The organism is Acinetobacter sp. CY17, from assembly GCF_059515825.1.
Genome location: NZ_JCAKMX010000006.1, coordinates 33,808 through 52,857 on the forward strand (window position 1 = coordinate 33,808; position 19,050 = coordinate 52,857).

22 protein-coding genes and 1 tRNA gene are annotated in these 19,050 nt (G+C 41.9%); 20 read left to right on the forward strand and 3 right to left on the reverse strand.

The features are described 5' to 3' along the window. Window positions 1-42: 42 nt before the first annotated feature. The 5 genes from pabC (at window position 43) to AC5YCI_RS06010 (ending at window position 4,463) form a co-directional block, all read left to right on the forward strand. Complete coding sequence (gene pabC, locus AC5YCI_RS05990; protein ID WP_496128604.1) at window positions 43-843, forward strand: aminodeoxychorismate lyase; 801 nt, start codon at window positions 43-45, stop codon at window positions 841-843. Between the two features lie 3 nt (window positions 844-846). Then, window positions 847-1,884, forward strand: coding sequence for an endolytic transglycosylase MltG (mltG, locus tag AC5YCI_RS05995; RefSeq protein WP_496128603.1), 1,038 nt, complete (start codon window positions 847-849; stop codon window positions 1,882-1,884). 2 nt (window positions 1,885-1,886) lie between these two features. Continuing rightward, complete coding sequence (gene tmk, locus AC5YCI_RS06000) at window positions 1,887-2,492, forward strand: dTMP kinase (protein WP_496128602.1); 606 nt, start codon at window positions 1,887-1,889, stop codon at window positions 2,490-2,492. A gap of 125 nt (window positions 2,493-2,617) precedes the next feature. Continuing rightward, window positions 2,618-3,577 carry a hypothetical protein gene (locus tag AC5YCI_RS06005; RefSeq protein WP_496128601.1) on the forward strand — a complete coding sequence of 320 codons (960 nt, stop codon included), beginning with the start codon at window positions 2,618-2,620 and terminating at the stop codon, window positions 3,575-3,577. A 10-nt stretch (window positions 3,578-3,587) separates the two neighbouring features. Beyond that, window positions 3,588-4,463, forward strand: a complete 876-nt coding sequence (locus tag AC5YCI_RS06010) for an arginase family protein (RefSeq protein ID WP_496128600.1) — start codon at window positions 3,588-3,590, stop codon at window positions 4,461-4,463. A gap of 36 nt (window positions 4,464-4,499) precedes the next feature. Here AC5YCI_RS06010 and nadB read toward each other — a convergent pair whose 3' ends face one another. After that, window positions 4,500-6,146, reverse strand: a complete 1,647-nt coding sequence (gene nadB, locus AC5YCI_RS06015) for an L-aspartate oxidase (protein ID WP_496128599.1) — start codon at window positions 6,144-6,146, stop codon at window positions 4,500-4,502. 229 nt (window positions 6,147-6,375) lie between these two features. On the opposite strand from nadB, the gene AC5YCI_RS06020 reads away from it, so the two are divergent. The 13 genes from AC5YCI_RS06020 (at window position 6,376) to AC5YCI_RS06080 (ending at window position 16,980) form a co-directional block, all read left to right on the forward strand. Further along, the gene (locus tag AC5YCI_RS06020) at window positions 6,376-7,761 is read left to right on the forward strand and encodes a Do family serine endopeptidase (RefSeq protein WP_496128598.1); all 1,386 of its coding nucleotides are present in this window, start codon (window positions 6,376-6,378) and stop codon (window positions 7,759-7,761) included. A 75-nt stretch (window positions 7,762-7,836) separates the two neighbouring features. Continuing rightward, a complete protein-coding gene (locus AC5YCI_RS06025; RefSeq protein ID WP_496128597.1) occupies window positions 7,837-8,292 on the forward strand; it encodes an acyl-CoA thioesterase in 456 nt (151 codons plus the stop codon). Window positions 8,293-8,662: 370 nt separating this feature from the next. Further along, on the forward strand, window positions 8,663-10,480 hold the full coding sequence (lepA, locus tag AC5YCI_RS06030) for a translation elongation factor 4 (protein ID WP_496128596.1): 1,818 nt from the start codon (window positions 8,663-8,665) through the stop codon (window positions 10,478-10,480). Window positions 10,481-10,503: 23 nt separating this feature from the next. Continuing rightward, window positions 10,504-11,331 (forward strand): signal peptidase I, encoded by an 828-nt coding sequence (lepB, locus tag AC5YCI_RS06035; RefSeq protein ID WP_496128595.1) that lies wholly within the window; start codon window positions 10,504-10,506, stop codon window positions 11,329-11,331. 17 nt (window positions 11,332-11,348) lie between these two features. Then, complete coding sequence (locus AC5YCI_RS06040) at window positions 11,349-11,720, forward strand: DUF4845 domain-containing protein (protein ID WP_496128594.1); 372 nt, start codon at window positions 11,349-11,351, stop codon at window positions 11,718-11,720. Beyond that, on the forward strand, window positions 11,695-12,387 hold the full coding sequence (rnc, locus tag AC5YCI_RS06045) for a ribonuclease III (RefSeq protein ID WP_496128593.1): 693 nt from the start codon (window positions 11,695-11,697) through the stop codon (window positions 12,385-12,387). The genes AC5YCI_RS06040 and rnc overlap by 26 nt, the downstream gene beginning before the upstream one ends. Window positions 12,388-12,393: 6 nt before the next feature. Then, window positions 12,394-13,422 (forward strand): GTPase Era, encoded by a 1,029-nt coding sequence (era, locus tag AC5YCI_RS06050; protein WP_496128592.1) that lies wholly within the window; start codon window positions 12,394-12,396, stop codon window positions 13,420-13,422. A 20-nt stretch (window positions 13,423-13,442) separates the two neighbouring features. Beyond that, a complete protein-coding gene (locus tag AC5YCI_RS06055) occupies window positions 13,443-13,637 on the forward strand; it encodes an NF038104 family lipoprotein (protein ID WP_496128591.1) in 195 nt (64 codons plus the stop codon). A 6-nt stretch (window positions 13,638-13,643) separates the two neighbouring features. After that, window positions 13,644-14,354, forward strand: coding sequence for a DNA repair protein RecO (gene recO, locus AC5YCI_RS06060; protein ID WP_496175288.1), 711 nt, complete (start codon window positions 13,644-13,646; stop codon window positions 14,352-14,354). A 9-nt stretch (window positions 14,355-14,363) separates the two neighbouring features. Next, window positions 14,364-15,089, forward strand: a complete 726-nt coding sequence (gene pdxJ / locus AC5YCI_RS06065) for a pyridoxine 5'-phosphate synthase (protein WP_496128589.1) — start codon at window positions 14,364-14,366, stop codon at window positions 15,087-15,089. 8 nt (window positions 15,090-15,097) lie between these two features. Further along, window positions 15,098-15,751: a MiaE family protein gene (locus AC5YCI_RS06070; protein ID WP_496128588.1), complete on the forward strand. Its 654-nt coding sequence runs from the start codon at window positions 15,098-15,100 to the stop codon at window positions 15,749-15,751. A 118-nt stretch (window positions 15,752-15,869) separates the two neighbouring features. After that, complete coding sequence (locus tag AC5YCI_RS06075) at window positions 15,870-16,697, forward strand: DUF4198 domain-containing protein (RefSeq protein ID WP_496128587.1); 828 nt, start codon at window positions 15,870-15,872, stop codon at window positions 16,695-16,697. 130 nt (window positions 16,698-16,827) lie between these two features. Then, window positions 16,828-16,980 (forward strand): hypothetical protein, encoded by a 153-nt coding sequence (locus tag AC5YCI_RS06080; RefSeq protein ID WP_496175289.1) that lies wholly within the window; start codon window positions 16,828-16,830, stop codon window positions 16,978-16,980. Between the two features lie 45 nt (window positions 16,981-17,025). Here the strand turns inward: AC5YCI_RS06080 and AC5YCI_RS06085 are convergent. Beyond that, a tRNA-Asn gene (locus AC5YCI_RS06085) sits at window positions 17,026-17,101 on the reverse strand. A 236-nt stretch (window positions 17,102-17,337) separates the two neighbouring features. On the opposite strand from AC5YCI_RS06085, the gene AC5YCI_RS06090 reads away from it, so the two are divergent. Next, window positions 17,338-17,754 carry a hypothetical protein gene (locus AC5YCI_RS06090; RefSeq protein WP_496128585.1) on the forward strand — a complete coding sequence of 139 codons (417 nt, stop codon included), beginning with the start codon at window positions 17,338-17,340 and terminating at the stop codon, window positions 17,752-17,754. A 79-nt stretch (window positions 17,755-17,833) separates the two neighbouring features. Beyond that, window positions 17,834-18,619 (forward strand): alpha/beta fold hydrolase, encoded by a 786-nt coding sequence (locus AC5YCI_RS06095; RefSeq protein WP_496128584.1) that lies wholly within the window; start codon window positions 17,834-17,836, stop codon window positions 18,617-18,619. Here the strand turns inward: AC5YCI_RS06095 and AC5YCI_RS06100 are convergent. After that, complete coding sequence (locus AC5YCI_RS06100) at window positions 18,616-19,050, reverse strand: PaaI family thioesterase (RefSeq protein WP_496128583.1); 435 nt, start codon at window positions 19,048-19,050, stop codon at window positions 18,616-18,618. The two genes, AC5YCI_RS06095 and AC5YCI_RS06100, sit on opposite strands and share 4 nt — an antisense overlap.

Here is a 19,050-nt window from a genome sequence, read left to right on the forward strand (position 1 = left end):
AGCCGTTTTACAATAAAACTTAAAGAAGAGGGAGCTTCCACAATGCAATGTTTTAAAAACGGCAAAGCAGTTACACAGCTCGATTTAAATGACCGTGCCTTTCATTATGGGGATGGTTGTTTTAGCACCGCACGTATGATTGACGGTCAAATTGAACTACAAGTACGGCATATTGCACGGCTAGAGCAAGCCTGCCAAGCCTTACAGCTGCGCGCCAATTTAGTCTCTTTACCTGTGAGTTTGGCTCATTTACCCAAAGCCACTGGTACCTTAAAAATTGTGATTAGTCGTGGTGTGGGACAGCGTGGTTATAGCTTGCCTGATCAAGATGCGGATGTGTGGCTGTTTTTTTATCCTAAACAGGTACAGCCTTTTGCCCCTGAAACTATTCAAAGCGACGTGTTGAATCTAAGACTGGGACAGACCATGCCAGCTTTAGTCGGCATTAAAAGTTTAAACCGTTTAGAACAAGTCATGCTCAAAGCCGAAGCTGATGAACGTGGTTTCAGTGAAGCTTTGGTTTTAGATCATCAAGATCAAATTGTTGAAGGGGTGAGCAGTAACTGTTTTTTAAAGTTAAACAATACTTGGGTGACGCCAGAACTTCGCTATAATGGCGTCCAAGGTGTAATGCGTGCTGAAATTCTAGCGCGGATGCAACAACAAGGCATTGCCTGTGAAGTGCGCTCGGTGCATCACGACGAATTACAGCAGTTACAAAGTTTATTTTTCTGTAACGCCTTAAGCGCGATGAAAATGGTGACACAATTTGCCGATCAACAGTTACAGATCGACAGTTGTCAGACCTTATTCGCACAACTTCAACTCAATCAAATTGCTTAAATTATGGCGTCAAAAGCGAAAAAAAAATCATCTTATATTGGCTTAAAAGCGTTTGTTGTGCTGGCCTTGGCTATGTTGATGATTGTACTGGGGATGATATGGTCAAGTTTGTTTAAAGCCTATCCACTGGAGGGGAAAAAACAAATGCTGGCGATTAATCAAGGGGATACCTACTCAGGCTTTATCGATCAATTGGCCAAAGAAGACAAAGTGAGTTTTCCAGTGCTGCTTAAACTTTATCAAAAGTTTGTGATTAAAGACTCTTTAAAAGCTGGGGTGTATGAAATCACGGATCAAATGAGTGTGCGTGATGTACTTGGTATGATTTCAGATGCCAAAAATGCGCAAATGAACCGTATTTTAGTGATTGAAGGCACCACCTTTAAGCAATTGATTGAGCGTTTGAAAAAAGACGATTTGGTTAAGCAAGAAGTATCGCATTTACCCTATGATCAACTGCTACACGCTTTAAATATTCCTTATGCTCATCCTGAAGGTTTATTTGCCCCTGATACCTACTTTTTTGCCAAAGGCGAAAGTGATCGAAAAATCTTAATCGATTTATATCAACGCCAAATGAAGGCTTTAGATGCAGCATGGCAAAATCGTGCTGAAGGCTTGCCGTATAAAACGCCGTATGAAGCCTTAATTATGGCGTCAATTATCGAAAAAGAAACGAGTATTGACAGTGAGTTGCAACAAGTATCTGGCGTGTTTGCGCGTCGTTTAAAAATAGGGATGCGCTTACAAACTGATCCAACCGTGATTTACGGCATGGGTGACAATTATAATGGCAATATCACGCGTAAAGATTTACGCACGCCAACTGCATATAACACCTATACTATCAATGGCTTACCACCAACGCCAATTGCTTTACCAAGTAAAAAAGCCATTGAGGCAACCATGCATCCAGATAACTCTGATGCGCTGTACTTTGTCGCCACCGGCAATGGTGGACATAAATTTAGCGCTACATTGGCAGAGCACAATCGTGCCGTGCAAGAATATTTGCAAGTCTTACGCGCCAAAAAGGAATAAGCATGTTTATTAGTTTTGAAGGCACCGAAGGTGTCGGAAAAAGCACACTCATTCGTCGCATCTTTGATACTTTGCAGGCACAAGGTCAAGAGGTGATTTTAACCCGTGAGCCGGGTGGCACACCTATGGCAGAGCAGATTCGTAGTCTACTGCTGAGTGTCAATCACGATGAAGCCATGAGCCATGACACTGAATTATTACTGATGTATGCTGCACGTGCACAGCATCTCGCACAGGTGATTTTACCTGCCTTAGCTGCCGGTAAAACCGTGTTGTGCGACCGATTTAGCGATGCTAGTTTCGCTTATCAATGTGCGGGCCGCGGTTTAAGTGCAGAAAAATTAGCTTTATTAAACCAAAACTTTGTCGCCAAAATGCCAACTTTAACCTTTTGGTTAGATGCACCAATTGAAGTGGGGATGTCACGTGCCCGTGCCCGTGGTGAATTGGATCGTTTTGAGCAAGAAAAAGCAGTTTTTTTTGAAAAAGTGCGTTCAGGTTATGCCACGCTTTGTCAAAATGAGCCAAATAGAATCAAACGTTTAGATGCAACACAAACCGCCGATGCAGTATTTGCAGCGGCAATGCAGCATATTCAGGCCGTATAATTGGCAGAATATGCGATTTAGTTGAAAGTTACACTATGTTAAGGTGCATGCCTAATTGCTGTGCTGATTGGGCAGAAACACTATCACCAAGCACGCTGCTTTAATGTGGGAATTTGAGGACGAGCATGTCAAATGTAGATCATGAGTTAGTACGCTGCTATCGCGAGCAGGGCTACTCATTATCAGAAACGCTGGTTGAAATGTTAAATGAACATTACAGCCATCAAACCGAACGTCGCGGCTGTGGGTATACGCAAGCCACACGTGTTATTGCAGAATCAGTCAATGTGCCACGTTATCCAGATGAATATAAAGATTTACGCATTTTTCAAGATGTTGATAGCAAGCCGTTCAAGCAATTAATCTCACAAGCGGCCAGTCAGGGTTTAATTTTAGATTCATGGCGTAACCTAGATCAAAACCCTCATGTCTTGGCTTATCTTGCTCAGCATCAAAATGACTATGCACAAGCCTTAAGCGAGCAGGTAGAATGGCAAAAAAAATTACGTAACATGAGTGCCTTGCTTGAATTTGAAGAAAGTAAAGTTTTAGCCAATTTAATTGAAGATATTATTTTACCCAAAACAGCACAGGACACGGGTTATATCGAACTCGAGACCTTAATGGATAAGCCTAAAGTCGGTTCTTGTCCAATGGCAGAGAAATTCTTTTTAAAAATTGCCCATAATCAAGTGTTACGTCGTGGTGAAATTAATATTTTTGTCGATCATCAGCAACAACCGGTATTAATGGAAAAGCTCAATATGGGCGATAACCATTCTTGTATTAGTTTACAGCCTGTATTAATGAATGGCGTGCGTTTGCCACAAGGTTCGCTCTTTTCAGTGCGTTACGATGCAGACGCGATTGACAATAAACGCAGCAATAAAGGCTATAACGGCTTTGTAGCCCCTGTGAATGAAATGCCAGGATTTCATTTTTTGCGTTTGACCACGTTGGCCATTTCATCACAAAATCGTCGTCGTGCGTTTAGTAGCCATTTTGAGCAGCAAGTTCAAAATGGTTTATATAGTCCTGAAACCACGCAATTATCACAAATTTTACAGGTCGCTCAAGCGCAATAGGGAAATCGCCGTGCTTCATGTGTGTTATTCAGCGCAGTATTTTGCTCATACTCCAAGCAATAGTATGGAAAAATTGGCTTTAGTGGCTGAGGCATTAAGCCAATATGACTATGTGCGCTTTTATGAGCCTGAAGAACTAGATGTTGCAATGCTTAAACAATTGCATGAAGCAAGCTATGTCGAGGCGTTTTTAACCGGAGAGCCACGCAAATTAGCCACTATTCAAGGCTTTAAACCTTGGAATGCACAGCTAAAAGACGCAGTGCTTGCAGTAAATGCCGGTCAACTCAAAGCAGCTGAATTGGCCTTTAAACATGGCTTGGCAGCCAATATTGCACAAGGTTTTCACCATGCTAGTCCTGATTTTGGCTGTGCTTATTGTACTTTCAATGGTCTTGCCTTGGTTGCGCAGCAATTTCCAGATAAACGTATTTTTGTCTTAGATTGTGATCAACATGGTGGCAATGGTACTGCCGAATTTGTGCTCAAAATGCCCAATTTATATAACTTTAGCATCTATGGTCAGGCCTTTGGCTGTGGGAGTTATACGCGTGCTGAGACACGGCATATTCACCAAACTCAAGGGAGCTTTACTGAATATCAACAGGCAATTCATGAAGGTTTTGCAGCCGCCAAAGCATGGGGTGCAGATTTAATCATTTATCAAGCAGGTATGGACTGTCATCAGGATGATCCGCATGGCTCAACGTGGTTTAGCCGCGATCTGATTGAACAACGTGAACAGTTGGTCTTTGGTCTAGCGAAAAACAGTCAAATTCCAATGATGTTTGTCTTAGCAGGGGGCTATCAGCAACTCGCTCAGCTGATCCCACTGCATGTACGCACCTTTGAGATTGCACAAGCGGTTTATTATCCAGATGAATAAAAAAACGGATGCTTTGCGCATCCGTTTTGGTGGGCTTTAAGCCGTCAGTTCAACATTCACCAAAGGCTGATCGACCTGAAAATCAGGTGGATTGAGTACGGTTTTACGCAATTCAGGCGCAAGGTCTGGATAATCAAGCGTGTAATGTAGGCCGCGCGATTCTTTACGCGCCAAAGCACAACGTACAATCATTTCTGATACCAACACCAAATTACGTAGTTCAATCAGATTCTTACTGACTTGATAATCTTGATAATACTCTGCAATTTCTTTTTTGAGCATTTCGATACGATGTAGGGCACGTTGCAAGCGCTTAGTGGAGCGTACAATGCCCACATAGTTCCACATGGTCTGCCGTAATTCATCCCAGTTTTGTAAAATCACCACATCTTCATCTGGGTCAATGACTTGAGAGTCATCCCAAGCTGGTACTTGGGGCAGAGTAACAGGTCTGGTAAATTTCGCTTGAATATGTTGTGCTGCCGCCATGCCATAGACAAAACACTCTAATAACGAGTTACTTGCCATACGGTTGGCACCATGTAAGCCTGTATAAGAGGTTTCCCCAATGGCATACAAGCCTGCAAGATCAGTTTGGCTATGCTCATCCACGACCACACCCCCACAGGTATAGTGCGCCGCAGGCACCACAGGAATCATCTCCTTGGTGATATCAATGCCCAGTTCCATTAAACGTGCATATAGCGTTGGGAAATGCTCAATGATAAATTCAGCAGGTTTATGGGTAATGTCTAACCACACATGACGAATCCCTAAGCGTTTGATTTCATGGTCAATGGTGCGTGCTACAATATCACGTGGAGCTAATTCGGCACGTTCATCAAAACGTAACATAAAACGCTCACCATCAGGTAAACGTAAATAAGCCCCTTCACCACGCATGGCTTCAGTAATTAAAAACGAACGCGCTTGGGGATGGTAAAGACAAGTCGGATGGAATTGATTAAATTCCATATTGGCCACGCGGCAACCCGCGCGATACGCCATAGCGATGCCGTCGCCTGTGGCAATATCAGGATTGGAGGTATATAAATAAGCCTTCATCGCACCACCACAGGCAAGGGCAGTAAAGGGTGCTAAAAAGCTATGTACTTGTTCGGTTTTGTCATCGAGTGCATATAATCCTAAGGCACGGTTTTCACCTGCTTGCCCAAGTTTTTGTGTGGTAATTAAATCAATGGCAATAAAATTTTCAAAAATGTGAATATTGGCTTGTTCGCGCGCGCGTTCAACCAAGGTGGTGGAAATAGCACGTCCTGTTGCATCCGCTGCATGGATAATACGGCGCTGTGAGTGCCCCCCTTCACGAGTTAAATGTAATTGCTGCTGTTCATCTAAAGTAAATTGAACACCTTGATCTAATAAGAAATCAACAGATGGTTTGCCCCCTTCAACGGTTTGGCGCACTGCATTTTGCTCACACAGTTGTGAACCAGCAATCATGGTGTCATTAATGTGTTGTTCAATCGAGTCGGTTTGATCAAGCACGGCAGCGACACCACCTTGGGCATAAAAGGTACTCGCATCAGTCAAATCTGATTTGGCTAAAACTGCAATTTGCATGCTGTTGGGGAGTGATAAGGCCAGACTTAAACCGGCACCGCCGCTACCGACAATAATGACATCAAAATGATGGGTTGTAGGTAAATTAGACATGTCCATCCGCTAATTTAAAAAAAGTCCGATCATCTCAGCGCTTTTTTAAACAAAAGGCAAGTACAAAAATACAGCGGCGAAAAGAAAAATCATGAAAATGTGACTGTAGTCACATAAAAAATAACTACTTGTTTCTTCATAACTAATTCAACATATTGTTACTAAATAAAGACTTGGTTTATGTTAAAACCTTAATTATTCCTCCCAAACTGATAAAAACATTTGTGATCTTGCTATGAATAATCGCGTGTTAAAACAAAGTTTCTATGGCGTGCTGGTCACCTCAGCAGCAATGACAACCTCAGCAGCAACAGTGGATTTTTCTGACTTGGTGGCTCAGGTGAGCCCAGCTGTGGTCAGTGTAAGCGTCACTAAAAAAATGACTGAGCAAGAAGTGTTGCAGCAGCAAGTACCTGAATTACTGCGTCGTTTCTTTGGTCCCAATATTGTAGTGCCGCAACAGGCGATACCACAGGAAAAAAATAGTTATGGCACCGCATTTTTTATCGACAAAGATGGTTATTTATTAACCAATCATCATGTCATTGAAGATGCATCTAAAGTCACTATTACCTTAAATGATCGGCGTGAAATTGATGCCACTGTGGTCGGGAGTGATGAACGTACCGATGTTGCTTTGCTGAAGGTGACCGGCAGCCATTATCCACAACTTAAAATGGGCAATGTTGATCAACTCAGAGTCGGTGAGGCGGTATTGGCCATTGGTTCACCTTTTGGTTTTGACTACTCCGCCTCGGCTGGAATTGTCAGTGCCAAAATGCGCAATGTGACGGGTGAAAATGCAGTACCGTTTATTCAAACTGATGTGGCGATGAACCCGGGTAACTCAGGTGGGCCACTGTTTAACCAACGCGGTGAAGTAGTTGGGGTCAACTCTCGGATCTTTAGTGGTACTGGTGGTTATATGGGCCTATCTTTTTCGATTCCCATCGATGTAGCCATGGATGTGGCAGAACAGCTTAAGAAAAATGGCCGCGTGATTCGTTCTTATTTAGGCGTGCAACTGCAAGATATAGACCGTACTTTGGCTGAATCTTACCAACTAGATAAACCTGAAGGGGCTTTAATTACCCAAGTTGCGCCCAACTCACCAGCTGCACGGGCAGGTCTTAAAGCGGGTGATGTGATTTTACAGCTGAATGGCAATCCTATTCGTGAAACCTCACAATTATTAAATCTGCTCAATCGCACTGCACCGCAGCAAGTGATTCAACTACAAGTCTTACGTAATGATAAGCGCCAAACTTTATCGGCTACATTAAGCACAGCCCCTGATAATACGCCTGCTAAGCAACAAAGCAGCAGTCAAACCAGCCATAAAGGTCCAGTATTAGGCATTGCGATTCGTAATTTAACTGTGGATGAGTTAGGTCGCAGTGGCGTAAAAGGCGGTGTTTTTGTTCAAGAGGTGAGTCGCAGTGGGATAGCAGCTGAGGCGAGAATTCAAGCGGGTGATATTATTACCGCTTTCAATAATCAGCCGATTCAAAATAGCCAAGCCTTTATTGAAAGAGTTGCTCAATTAAAATCAGGACAAGTGGTACGTGTGTCTTTATTACGTAAAGGTCAAGCCATGATTTTAGGCATGCGGATTCGCTAAAATCAAAAGCCATGTTAAACATGGCTTTTTTTATCAACCGCGTTACACTGCAGCAAAAAAAAGGAAGTGGCACAAATGAGTGATATTTTTGATTTAACCATTCAGGTGCAACCTGAACATATTGATAGTTTAGGTCACGTCAACAACGTGGTGTATATGCATTGGATGCAAGATGTGGCAACAGCACATATCGAAGCTTTAGGTTTAGGCTTAACAGAATACCAACAGCTTAAGCATGCCATGGTTGCGGTTGAGCATCATGTGCAATATCGCAAGGCAGCATTTTTAGCCGATGAAATTATTTTAAGAACATGGCTCAACGATCTAAACAGCTTATATTCATTTCGCCAATATGCATTTTATCGTCAAAAAGATCAAAGTCTTCTTTTTACTGGATCAACCAAATGGGCATGTATTGAGCTGGCCACAGGTCGACCAAAACGGATGTCACCGACGTTTTTACAAGCCTACCAACCGCTGAGTGGTGATGAAAATCCATACGACTTTGGCATAAAACAACATTCTGCTTAAAAACTACCCATTTATTAACAAATGAGCATGATTTAGCTAGATTAAATATAGATGTTAGTAAAATTAATCATCTATAATAGCCTTAAGTCTATGCCAAGCATCCCTCTTCTCGCTTGGCATAGACTTAAAAATAAGCGCTGTCTTATTTTCACCTGTCTATGATTGTATGTTTTTAATGCACTTTGTTACTGCTGTATAAATGCGTGACTGCCAATTTTCTGAACGATTTCGAGCGATATTTGTTTAGCTCTATGTATTTTTAACGCGCGCCTGCTTATACTGTGCAGCATCTTCGGAATATCCTTTTTGCACCTTACGATTGCTGATGTAGTCTTGTGATCTGAATGTGTACACATTTTTAGAGTAGTTTATGGCAGTTGCTAAAAAGTCTGTAAATATCAAAAACATACGTAACTTCTCCATCATCGCGCATATCGATCATGGTAAGTCGACCCTAGCGGATCGTTTTATTCAAACCTGTGGTGGTTTGCAAGATCGCGAAATGCAAGCTCAAGTTTTAGACTCTATGGAGCTAGAACGTGAGCGTGGCATTACCATTAAAGCGGCATCTGTAACCTTATATTACACTCACCCAAATGGTGAAGAATATCAGCTGAACTTCATTGATACGCCGGGACACGTGGATTTCTCGTACGAGGTATCACGTTCATTGGCAGCTTGTGAAGGTGCACTCCTTGTCGTAGATGCGGCACAGGGTGTAGAAGCCCAATCAGTTGCTAACTGCTATACCGCGATTGAGCAAGGTTTAGAAGTTTTACCGGTTTTAAATAAAATTGATTTACCACAAGCTGAACCTGAGCGTGTCATTCAAGAAATTGAAGACATTATTGGGGTAGAAGCCACCCATGCGCCAACTTGCTCGGCAAAAACTGGTTTAGGTATTGAAGGTGTATTAGAGACACTGGTGGATACCATTCCTGCGCCTACAGGTGATCGTGATGCGCCATTACAAGCCTTGATCATTGACTCATGGTTTGATAACTACTTAGGCGTGGTGTCTTTAGTGCGTATTAAACAAGGTCGTGTGCGTAAAGGCGACAAGATGTTGATGAAATCAACCGGTCAAACGCACATTATTACCTCTGTAGGTATCTTTAATCCAAAACACACCGAAACCGATATCTTAGAAGCAGGTGAAGTGGGCTTTGTAATTGCCGGCATTAAAGACATTTTTGGTGCGCCAGTGGGTGATACCATTACCTTAGCCAGTACGCCAGATGTGGCGACTTTACCCGGCTTTAAGAAAGTGAAACCACAGGTTTATGCTGGTTTATTCCCAATTGATGCCAGCGACTTCGAACCGTTCCGTGAAGCACTACAAAAACTTCAAATTAACGATTCTGCATTGTTCTTTGAACCTGAAAGTTCAGATGCCTTAGGTTTTGGTTTCCGCTGTGGCTTCTTAGGCATGCTACACATGGAAATCGTACAAGAACGTTTAGAGCGTGAGTACGACTTAGACTTAATTTCATCTGCACCAACGGTAATTTATGAAGCAGTGATGAAAAATGGTGACACCATTTACATCGATAGCCCATCAAAAATGCCAGATGGTTCAACTGTTGAAGATCTACGTGAACCGATTGCTGAATGTAATATCTTGGTGCCGCAAGAGTACTTGGGTAACGTGATGACTTTATGTGTTGAGCGCCGTGGTGTGCAAAAAGACATGAAGTTTGTGAGTAACCAAGTAGCGATTACCTTTGAAATTCCAATGGCAGAAGTGGTCATGGACTTCTTTGACAAGTTAAAGTCATGTTCACGCGGTTTTGCCTCACTCGATTATAACTTTGTGCGTTTTGAATCATCATCATTGGTGAAAGTCGATGTACTGATCAATGGTGATAAAGTCGATGCTTTAGCGATGATTTGCCACCGTCAAGATGCACGTCACCGTGGTATTGCTTTAGTTGAAAAAATGAAAGATTTGATTCCACGTCAAATGTTTGATGTCGCGATTCAAGCGGCCATTGGTGCGCAAATTATTGCCCGTTCTACTGTAAAAGCAATGCGTAAAAACGTATTGGCAAAATGTTATGGCGGCGACGTGTCGCGTAAGAAGAAACTTCTTGCCAAACAAAAAGAAGGTAAGAAACGTATGAAACAAGTGGGTAGCGTTGAAATCCCACAAGAAGCGTTCCTTGCTGTGCTTAAAGTAGAACGCTAAAACATAAAGGAGTCGTATTGCCCATGGATTTTGATTTTAATTTAATCCTCGTTCCAGTCACATTACTGTTTATTGTGGTGTGGTTGCTCGACAAGTTTGTCTTTAAACAGCGCGAGCTTAAAGGTCGAGGCAATGAAAATTTTATCATTACCTGGGCATATGACTTTTGGCCAGTACTGGCGGTAGTGCTGGTACTGCGCTCATTTTTATACGAGCCGTTTAATATTCCATCCGATTCTATGGTACCTACCTTAGAAACAGGTGATTTTATTTTGGTCAATAAATTTGAATATGGCGTACGTTTGCCGATTATCAATCAAAAAATTATTGATACGGGCGAACCTGAGCGTGGCGATGTTGCGGTGTTCCGTTATCCACCCCAACCAAGTATTAGCTATATCAAACGTATTGTGGGTTTACCAGGTGATCATATTGTTTATGATCATGGGCAACTAAGCATTAACGGTGAAAAAGTGGCAAAAGTGCCATTTGAGTTTAGCCGTGAAAAAGATATTCAAGACACACCAAATTCGATTTATCATCAAGAAACTTTAGGCACGCATACCTTTACTATGCGTGAACTTGAAGGCGTAAACGTGGCACGTCAAGCACCCTTTATCAACTATGTTGAAAATGGTAAGTATGTGGACATGCAAGGTTTATATTGGGAAGTCAAAGTACCCGAAGGTCATTACTTCGCGATGGGGGACAACCGCGATCAAAGTGCTGACAGTCGTTTTTGGGGCTTTGTACCAGAAGAAAATTTAACTGGTCGCGCATTTTATATTTGGATGCATAAAGAACCAGGTTTCAAGCTGCCGTCATTTAGTCGTAACGGGAGTATTGATTAATACTTTAGGATAAAAACATGCGTCGCGCACAACAGGGCACCTCTTATATTGCAGTTTTATTGGTCATTATTGCTTTTGCGTTTATTGTAAAAGTGTTGGTGGCGGTGTGGAGTCCATATTGGGACAACCACGTAATTAACTCACAAATTGAGCAAGTCTTAGCTACGTCTAATCCACGCACCAGTCCTGCTCAATTTAAATCGCAGTTGGAACAACGTTTAGACATGAACAATGTTCGTGATGTGCAAACAGACGACATTCTTCGTGTAATGAATGCTGATGGTTTAAAAGTAAAAACCAATTATGAAGTAAGAAAACCATTCTTACTGAATGTTGATTTGGTATTAAAGTTCGAGAAAAGTTTTGATCAAAGCTCAGTCAAAAATTAGTGATATGCGCTTCGCAAGTCGTATCGGTTATCAGTTTAAACAGCCTGAATTGCTGCAACTGGCGCTGACGCACCGATCGGTTAGTCATAAATACAACTATGAACGCCTAGAGTTTTTAGGTGATGCGTTGTTAGGCATGATCATTGCCAATTATTTGTATCATGCTTATCCGACTGAAAATGAAGGTCGTTTAACCCGTATGCGTGCGACCTTGGTACGCCAAGAAGCTTTGGGTAAAATCGCTAACGATTTAAAGCTAAGCCAACAGTTAATTTTAAGCACGGGTGAGTTAAAATCGGGTGGTCATCACCGTGAATCCATTTTAGCCGATACTGTTGAAGCAATTATTGGCGCAATTTACATTGATTGTAACGACCTGAATGTACTACGTCCAATTGTGCTAAAATGGTATGAACCGTATTTAGATCACATTGAGCCAACTGATCAACTCAAAGATCCAAAATCACGTTTACAAGAATATCTACAAGCCCGTAAAAAACCTCTCCCTGTATACGAAGTGGTGGATATTCAAGGCGATGCCCCAAACCAGCATTTTAAAGTGCAATGTCAGGTTCAGGGTCTTGGCCTCATGATGGGTGAGGGCGCAAGTCGTCGCTTTGCTGAGCAAGCAGTAGCGGCGGATATTTTAAAATTATTGGAGCAGTAATCTGCCATGACACATTCTTCCGATCACATTGATGCTGATCACGAGTCGCAAGACAGCTCGAACGACTTAATTAGTCAATTTTTTAGCGAGCAAGGTACCGATATTCCGTCAGACTACCGCAGTGGCTTTGTTGCCATTGTGGGTCGTCCAAACGTAGGTAAATCGACGCTGATGAACCATATTTTGGGTCAAAAGCTCTCTATTACTTCACGTAAACCGCAAACCACACGTCATAAAATTGTGGGGATTGATTCACGCGAAAAATCGCAAGCGGTGTTTGTGGATACCCCAGGTATGCACAAAAAAGAAGTCCGTGCCATCAATAAAATGATGAACCGTGCCGCACATTCTGCGCTGCGTGACGTCAATGTGGTGTTGTTTGTTTTAGATGCAGATAAGTGGACACAAAATGACGAGCTCGTTTTGGAAAAACTTAAAAATGCAGATATGCCTGTGATTTTAGTGATCAATAAAATTGATACACTAGAAAACAAAAACCATGCTTTACCGCTGATCCAAGAACGCGCAAAACTCATGAATTTTGCAGAAATCGTACCGGTATCGGCATTACGTGGTGCTAATCTTGATCACTTACGTGACACGATCGCCAAATACTTACCGTTCCAGCCACCCCTTTACTCATTAGATCAATTAACCGATCGTTCAGAACGTTTCTTAGCCTCTGAAATTATTCGTGAAAAGATCATGCGTCAATTGGGTGAAGAACTGCCATACGATTTAACCGTACAGATCGAATCATTTAAAACTGAAGAAGCAGCTTTAAATGAAAAAACGGGTCGTATGAAAGCACCGTGTACCTATATTGATGCCACCATCTTTGTTGACCGTCCGGGGCAAAAAGCCATCGTGATTGGTGAAAAAGGTTCGAAGCTGAAAAAGATTGGTATGGATGCACGTGTCGACATGGAAAAAATGTTCGAACAAAAAATCATGCTAACGCTTTGGGTGAAAGTCAAAGGCGGTTGGTCAGATGACGAACGTGCTTTAAAGAGCTTGGGCTATAGCGATATCTAAACCTTAAACGAGGCAGAGTGATGTTAAGAATAATTGCAATTGTATTGTCTGTGGGATTATTACAAGGCTGTATTCATAAAGTGGTCACTGTGCCCGTGAAAGTGGCCTACAAAACCACCAAGGGCGTTGTCAAAGGCACAGCGGCCGTGGTGGGTGCTGTTATCCCAGATGGGGATGACGACGAAGACGATAAAAAAAATAAGCAGCGAGACTAAACGGTCATGCGCAATCAAGTATTGCATGGTTATTTAATTCATCACCGTAAATACCGTGAACGCAGTCATATTGTGCATTTATTTACCCAAGAATACGGCCGTGTCGATGGGCTACTTAGACAAACTCCACCACCACAATATCAGCCTATTAGCTTACAAGCCTCAGGAAAATCCGAACTTAAAAATTTTTCTAAACTCGAAATTATTCATCAGCCAATTTTTTTCTTTGGTGATGCTTTCTTTGCTGGCTTTTATTTAAACGAACTGATTTTAAGACTTTGTCCACTCGAAGAGCCAATGCCCAATACGTTTATTCAGTATGGGATCACCTTAAATGCCTTGCAAAATTTGGCTAGTCAAAGCGATGCCAAGCACTATTTAAAACAAATCTTACGCCAATTTGAGCATATTTTATTAGAAGAACTCGGCTATGCCATCGATTTTAATGTCGATAGCAACGGTCAGGCGCTTATGCCAGAACACTATTATATTTTTCAGCTGGGTGATGGTTTTTTGGTGACGCATTCAGCACAAAATAGTTTTTTAGGGCGGGACTTACTCAGCCTGTGTGTTTATGAAAAAGGTAGGGATTTTAGTCCACAGCAGTTACAATTGGTGTCGAAATTATATCGGCAAATCTTGAGTGCCTTACTTGGCGACCGTCCATTAAAGAGTCGTCAATTATGGATTCAAAATACGCAAACGCAGGATAAATAGGAACAGATTATGGCTGCATTATTGGGTGTTAACATTGACCATGTCGCAACATTACGCCAAGCGCGTGGCACGACTTATCCAGATCCAGTCAATGCTGCATTGATGTGTGAACAAGCAGGCGCAGAAGGGATTACCTTACATTTACGTGAAGATCGTCGTCATATTCAAGATGATGATGTACGTCGTATGCGTCCATTGCTCAAAACGCATATGAACCTTGAAATGGCAGTGACTGATGAAATGGTTGCCTTTGCCAAAGAAATCTTACCGCAGCATGTGTGTTTTGTGCCAGAAAAACGTCAAGAAGTCACCACTGAAGGTGGTTTAGATGTTGTTGGTCATTTTGAAGATGTGAAAAAAGCCACGCAAGAATTGGTGGCTTTGGGCTGTGATGTGTCGTTATTTATTGATGCAGATTTCGCGCAAATTGATGCAGCAGTGGCTTGTGGTGCACAAACCATTGAAATCCATACAGGTGCCTATGCTGATGCAGAAACTGGTGAGGCACAACAAGCTGAGCTTGAGCGCATTATTAAAGGCGCAGAATACGCAGCAGCCAAAGGTTTAGTGGTCAATGCTGGTCATGGTTTAAACCTAGACAATGTGACGCCAATTGCAGCTATTCCACAAATCCACGAATTAAATATTGGTCATTCTATTATTGCGGATGCCGTGTTTATTGGTCTACCACAAGCTGTACAGCAAATGAAAGCTGCGATTAAAGCGGCACGTTAAGAGTTGTTATGTCAAACATTGATTATGATGATCTAATGAAGCCAGTCATTGGCTTCTTAGGCTGTGAAACCCCAAAAGCATGGCTTGATGAAGCAGTGAATAATCTTGATATTTTAATGCAAGATCACGCCAACTGTGAGAAAAAAGCCGCGAGCACCGCTATGAACCTCATGTTCCGTTATAACTTCTTCTCGGACTTACAAGTACGTTTAGCGCAGCTAGTACGTGAAGAAATGTTGCATTATGAGCAAGTTCTGGAACTGATGAAAAAGCGCGGTCAAGCATGGATTTCTTTAAGCGCAGGACGTTATGCGGGTGGCTTACGTAAAGAAGTACGTACCTATGAGCCTGAAGCCTTAATTGATATTTTAGTCATTGGTGCTTTTGTAGAAGCGCGTTCTTGTGAGCGTTTTTATGCGCTCGCACCGCATGTCGATGAAGAGTTAGGGCGTTACTACCGTTACCTACTTAAATCTGAATCACGTCATTATGAAGACTATTTGACTCTTGCGGTGGATGTGGCCAAAAATTACAAGCTCAAGAATCCGCAAGAAACCATTCAAGATCGTATTGATCATATCCGTGAAGTGGAAAAAAATCTGATATTAACGCCAGATGATACCTTCCGTTTCCATAGTGGTGTGCCAGTACAAGCAGCCTAATACAAAATCCCTCCGTGTGGGGGATTTTTTAATGTATAGATTTGAGAATAATAATTATTTGCAAAATTAAAGCAAGCCACGTAGCATAATGTTTAAATGATATTTTAGTTTAAACTTTATGAAAATTTTCACACGTTCTTTAGCTATTATGGCGACACTAGCCGCTACTTATAGCCATGCGCATTATCCTTTTGTAGCCCCATTAAGCTATCAAACTTTTAATAATCACACGGCAGTTCTTGCAGGCTTTTATGACAATCCATTTGCTTCAGAAGTGGCGATTAAAAACTTTAAATTTCATTACCATACTCCAGAAGGTAAAAAGATTTACTTACAAGATGACGCCTTAAGCCAAACCCAAACTGTGACGAGTTTTAGTCTTGAAAATAAAATCGATGGTACTTACCGTATTCGCGCTGAAAAGCAAGGTTCGACTAGCCGTTTTGCTTTAGATGGCAAAACATGGAAGCCACTTATTGCTGCCAAGTTTGATCCTGCTAAAGCCAATGATAAAGTGTTTTATGCAGAACATTTAAAGAAAAACACTCAAGTAAAAACTGTTCAAACATTTGAAATCATTGAAACTTTTGTATCGCGTCGAGCAAAGTCCAACCATGTGATTCATCATATTCATGATGGTTTTGATGTGCAGTTTATCAGCCATCCAAATGCGATTAAAGCTGGCCAAGCGGTGCAATTTAATGTCTTAGACAATAAAAAAGGCGTGGCCAATGTAGAAGCGAAAATCTTGGCGCAAACCACAGATTTTAGCCGTGAGCAAAAAGTGTTAAAAACACTCAAATCGAATGCCAAAGGTGAGCTACATTTTAATGTAGAGCAGACAGGGCAATATTTACTCACCATTGATTATCAACAAGCTTTGACTCAAAAAGGTGATCAGCTTAAGCGTTATAAATATACTTTGGCATTTAATGTGACTGAGTAAAATCTAAACCTGCTGTGGCAGGTTTTTTATGCTTTGGAGATAGGAATTGGCATATCTGCTTTGGTTGAGCAAAATATTATTCCTCACAGCTTTGGCAATCATCGTATTGTTACTATTGAATTATTGTTCGATGTACTGGGGCAATTATAATGAGGGCAGTATTGGCAGTATGTGTCAATATGATCAACAGCAGCAACGTCATATTGCTATTGAACATTATAAAATTGAGCAGGGTGAAAAAGTTGCCTTGCCTTTGCATGAAGCAGATTGTTTAAAAGATTAGGCATAAAAAAAGCCCAAGTCTTAAATGCTTGGGCTTTTTAATATTTGGCTCTCCAACCTGGGCTCGAACCAGGGACCTGCGGATTAACAGTCCGTCGCTCTACCGACTGAGCTATTGGAGAATCTGAGTGCGATTATAGAGAGATTTTTCAAGTGGTCAAGATAAATCTACGAAAAATCATGTGAATGTATAGTATTTAAACAATATTGAAAAATATCATATTTTTTGGGTATGACTACTTGTCAAAAGTGAAGCTGCTTGTTAGTCTAAAAATAACAACAGCGTTTAGGTTTAACCTAAACAGTGTGGATTTAAACCAACTTGCCAGCACTAAAATGGCTAAATCGGAGACAGCGCATGCAGACGCTTACCATTTCAGAAATTTTCTCTCAATTTGCTTTTTATCAAGCCGAATATCTCAATATTTTAAATACTCCAGCCCAATATGCTACTCCTGTGCAACAGGCCAGTCTCGACCTATGGCCATTTAATCGTGCTGAATTGTGTTTAGGTGAATTGTTACAGTTGTGGTTGGGTAATAAGTGGGTGATTCAGCCTGCTGCACAAATTTTTGATGCCGATCCTGTATTAAAACGCCATTTGTCCCAGCAGCAAGATTTATATTTATATGATATTCATGGCAATATTTTAAACGGAAAATATGAAGCTTGGGCGTGGTCAGTCAGCCAAAATCAAGCCGTTAAAGTAGAAGTCGAAAGTGCAGTTCAGTATTACAGTATCTATAAGAGTTTAAGCGCACCGCAAGCGGCGTGACGCATGGTTTCTGCACGCTTTACAAGCGAGAACTGCTCGATTATGGTGTTTGCTCAAGAATAACAAGAGCCAAGCAACGATGACGCCCATCAGTCATGAACAATATATTCAAACTCAACATGGCCAACTGTATAGCAAATGTTGGCAAGTTGAAGGCAGCTTAAAAGCCCCAATTATTTTACTGCATGATTCACTGGGCTGTGTGGCACTTTGGCGGGATTTTCCAGCCCAACTTGCACAAGTCACCCAGCGTAGCGTGATTGCTTATGATCGTTTGGGGTTTGGTCAATCGAGTGCGCATCCCAAGTCCTTAGCATTAGACTTTGTGGTGGCTGAAGCAACACAAGATTTTAGTGCTGTTTTAAAGGCCTTTAATCTTCAAGAGTTTGTGGTACTTGGTCATAGTGTGGGTGGAGGGATGGTGGTCGCTTGTGCTGCAGCTTATCCAAGCCAATGCGTGGCTTTAATCACCGAAGCTGCCCAAGCTTTTAATGAAGATCAAACCAAGCAAGGCATTCAAGCTGCTGCAAAGATTTTTCAAGACCCTGAGCAATTGGCGCGTTTAGCCAAATATCATGCTGATAAAGCACAGTGGGTATTAGATGCATGGGTCAATACATGGTTAAGTGCAGGCTTTAGTGATTGGCATTTAGATGAACACGCTCAAAAGGTTCAAGCACCGAGCTTAATTTTGCATGGTGAGCATGATGAATATGGCTCAAATGCACATCCACAGCGTTTAGCTCTCAATATGGGTGAACAAGCCACAGTTAAAATTGTGGCGGGTTGTCATCATGTGCCGCATAAAGAACAACCCGATTATGTCCTGAAAACCATTCAGGATTTTTTAGCCAATTTGGCTTAAGGGTGAATTAGCATACAAGTTGCTGTGGCATAAGCATAAATTTTACCATCTTGGTCGACGATTTTTGCTTCCGAAATACCTAGGTTTTTGCTCATATTTAGCACTGTGCCTGTGGCAAGGAGTTCGGTATTTTTTGGAATAGGGCGACACATTTTGACATTCAGGTCAATGGTACCATAACCCACGCCTGCATCTAACATGGTATGGATGGCGCATCCTGTGGCTGAATCAAGTACAGTTGCGGCAAAGCCACCATGTACTCCGCCCAAAGGGTTTAAATGCCGTTCATCTGCTTTGACCTTAAAGCGCACCACACCCTCTGTGACTGCAAACAATTGCATGGGAATGGTTTGACTGATGCTGGCACGAGGTAGTTTTCCCAGACACATCGCGGTCAGCATCTCAAGGCCTGTCATTTGCTTGATATTCAT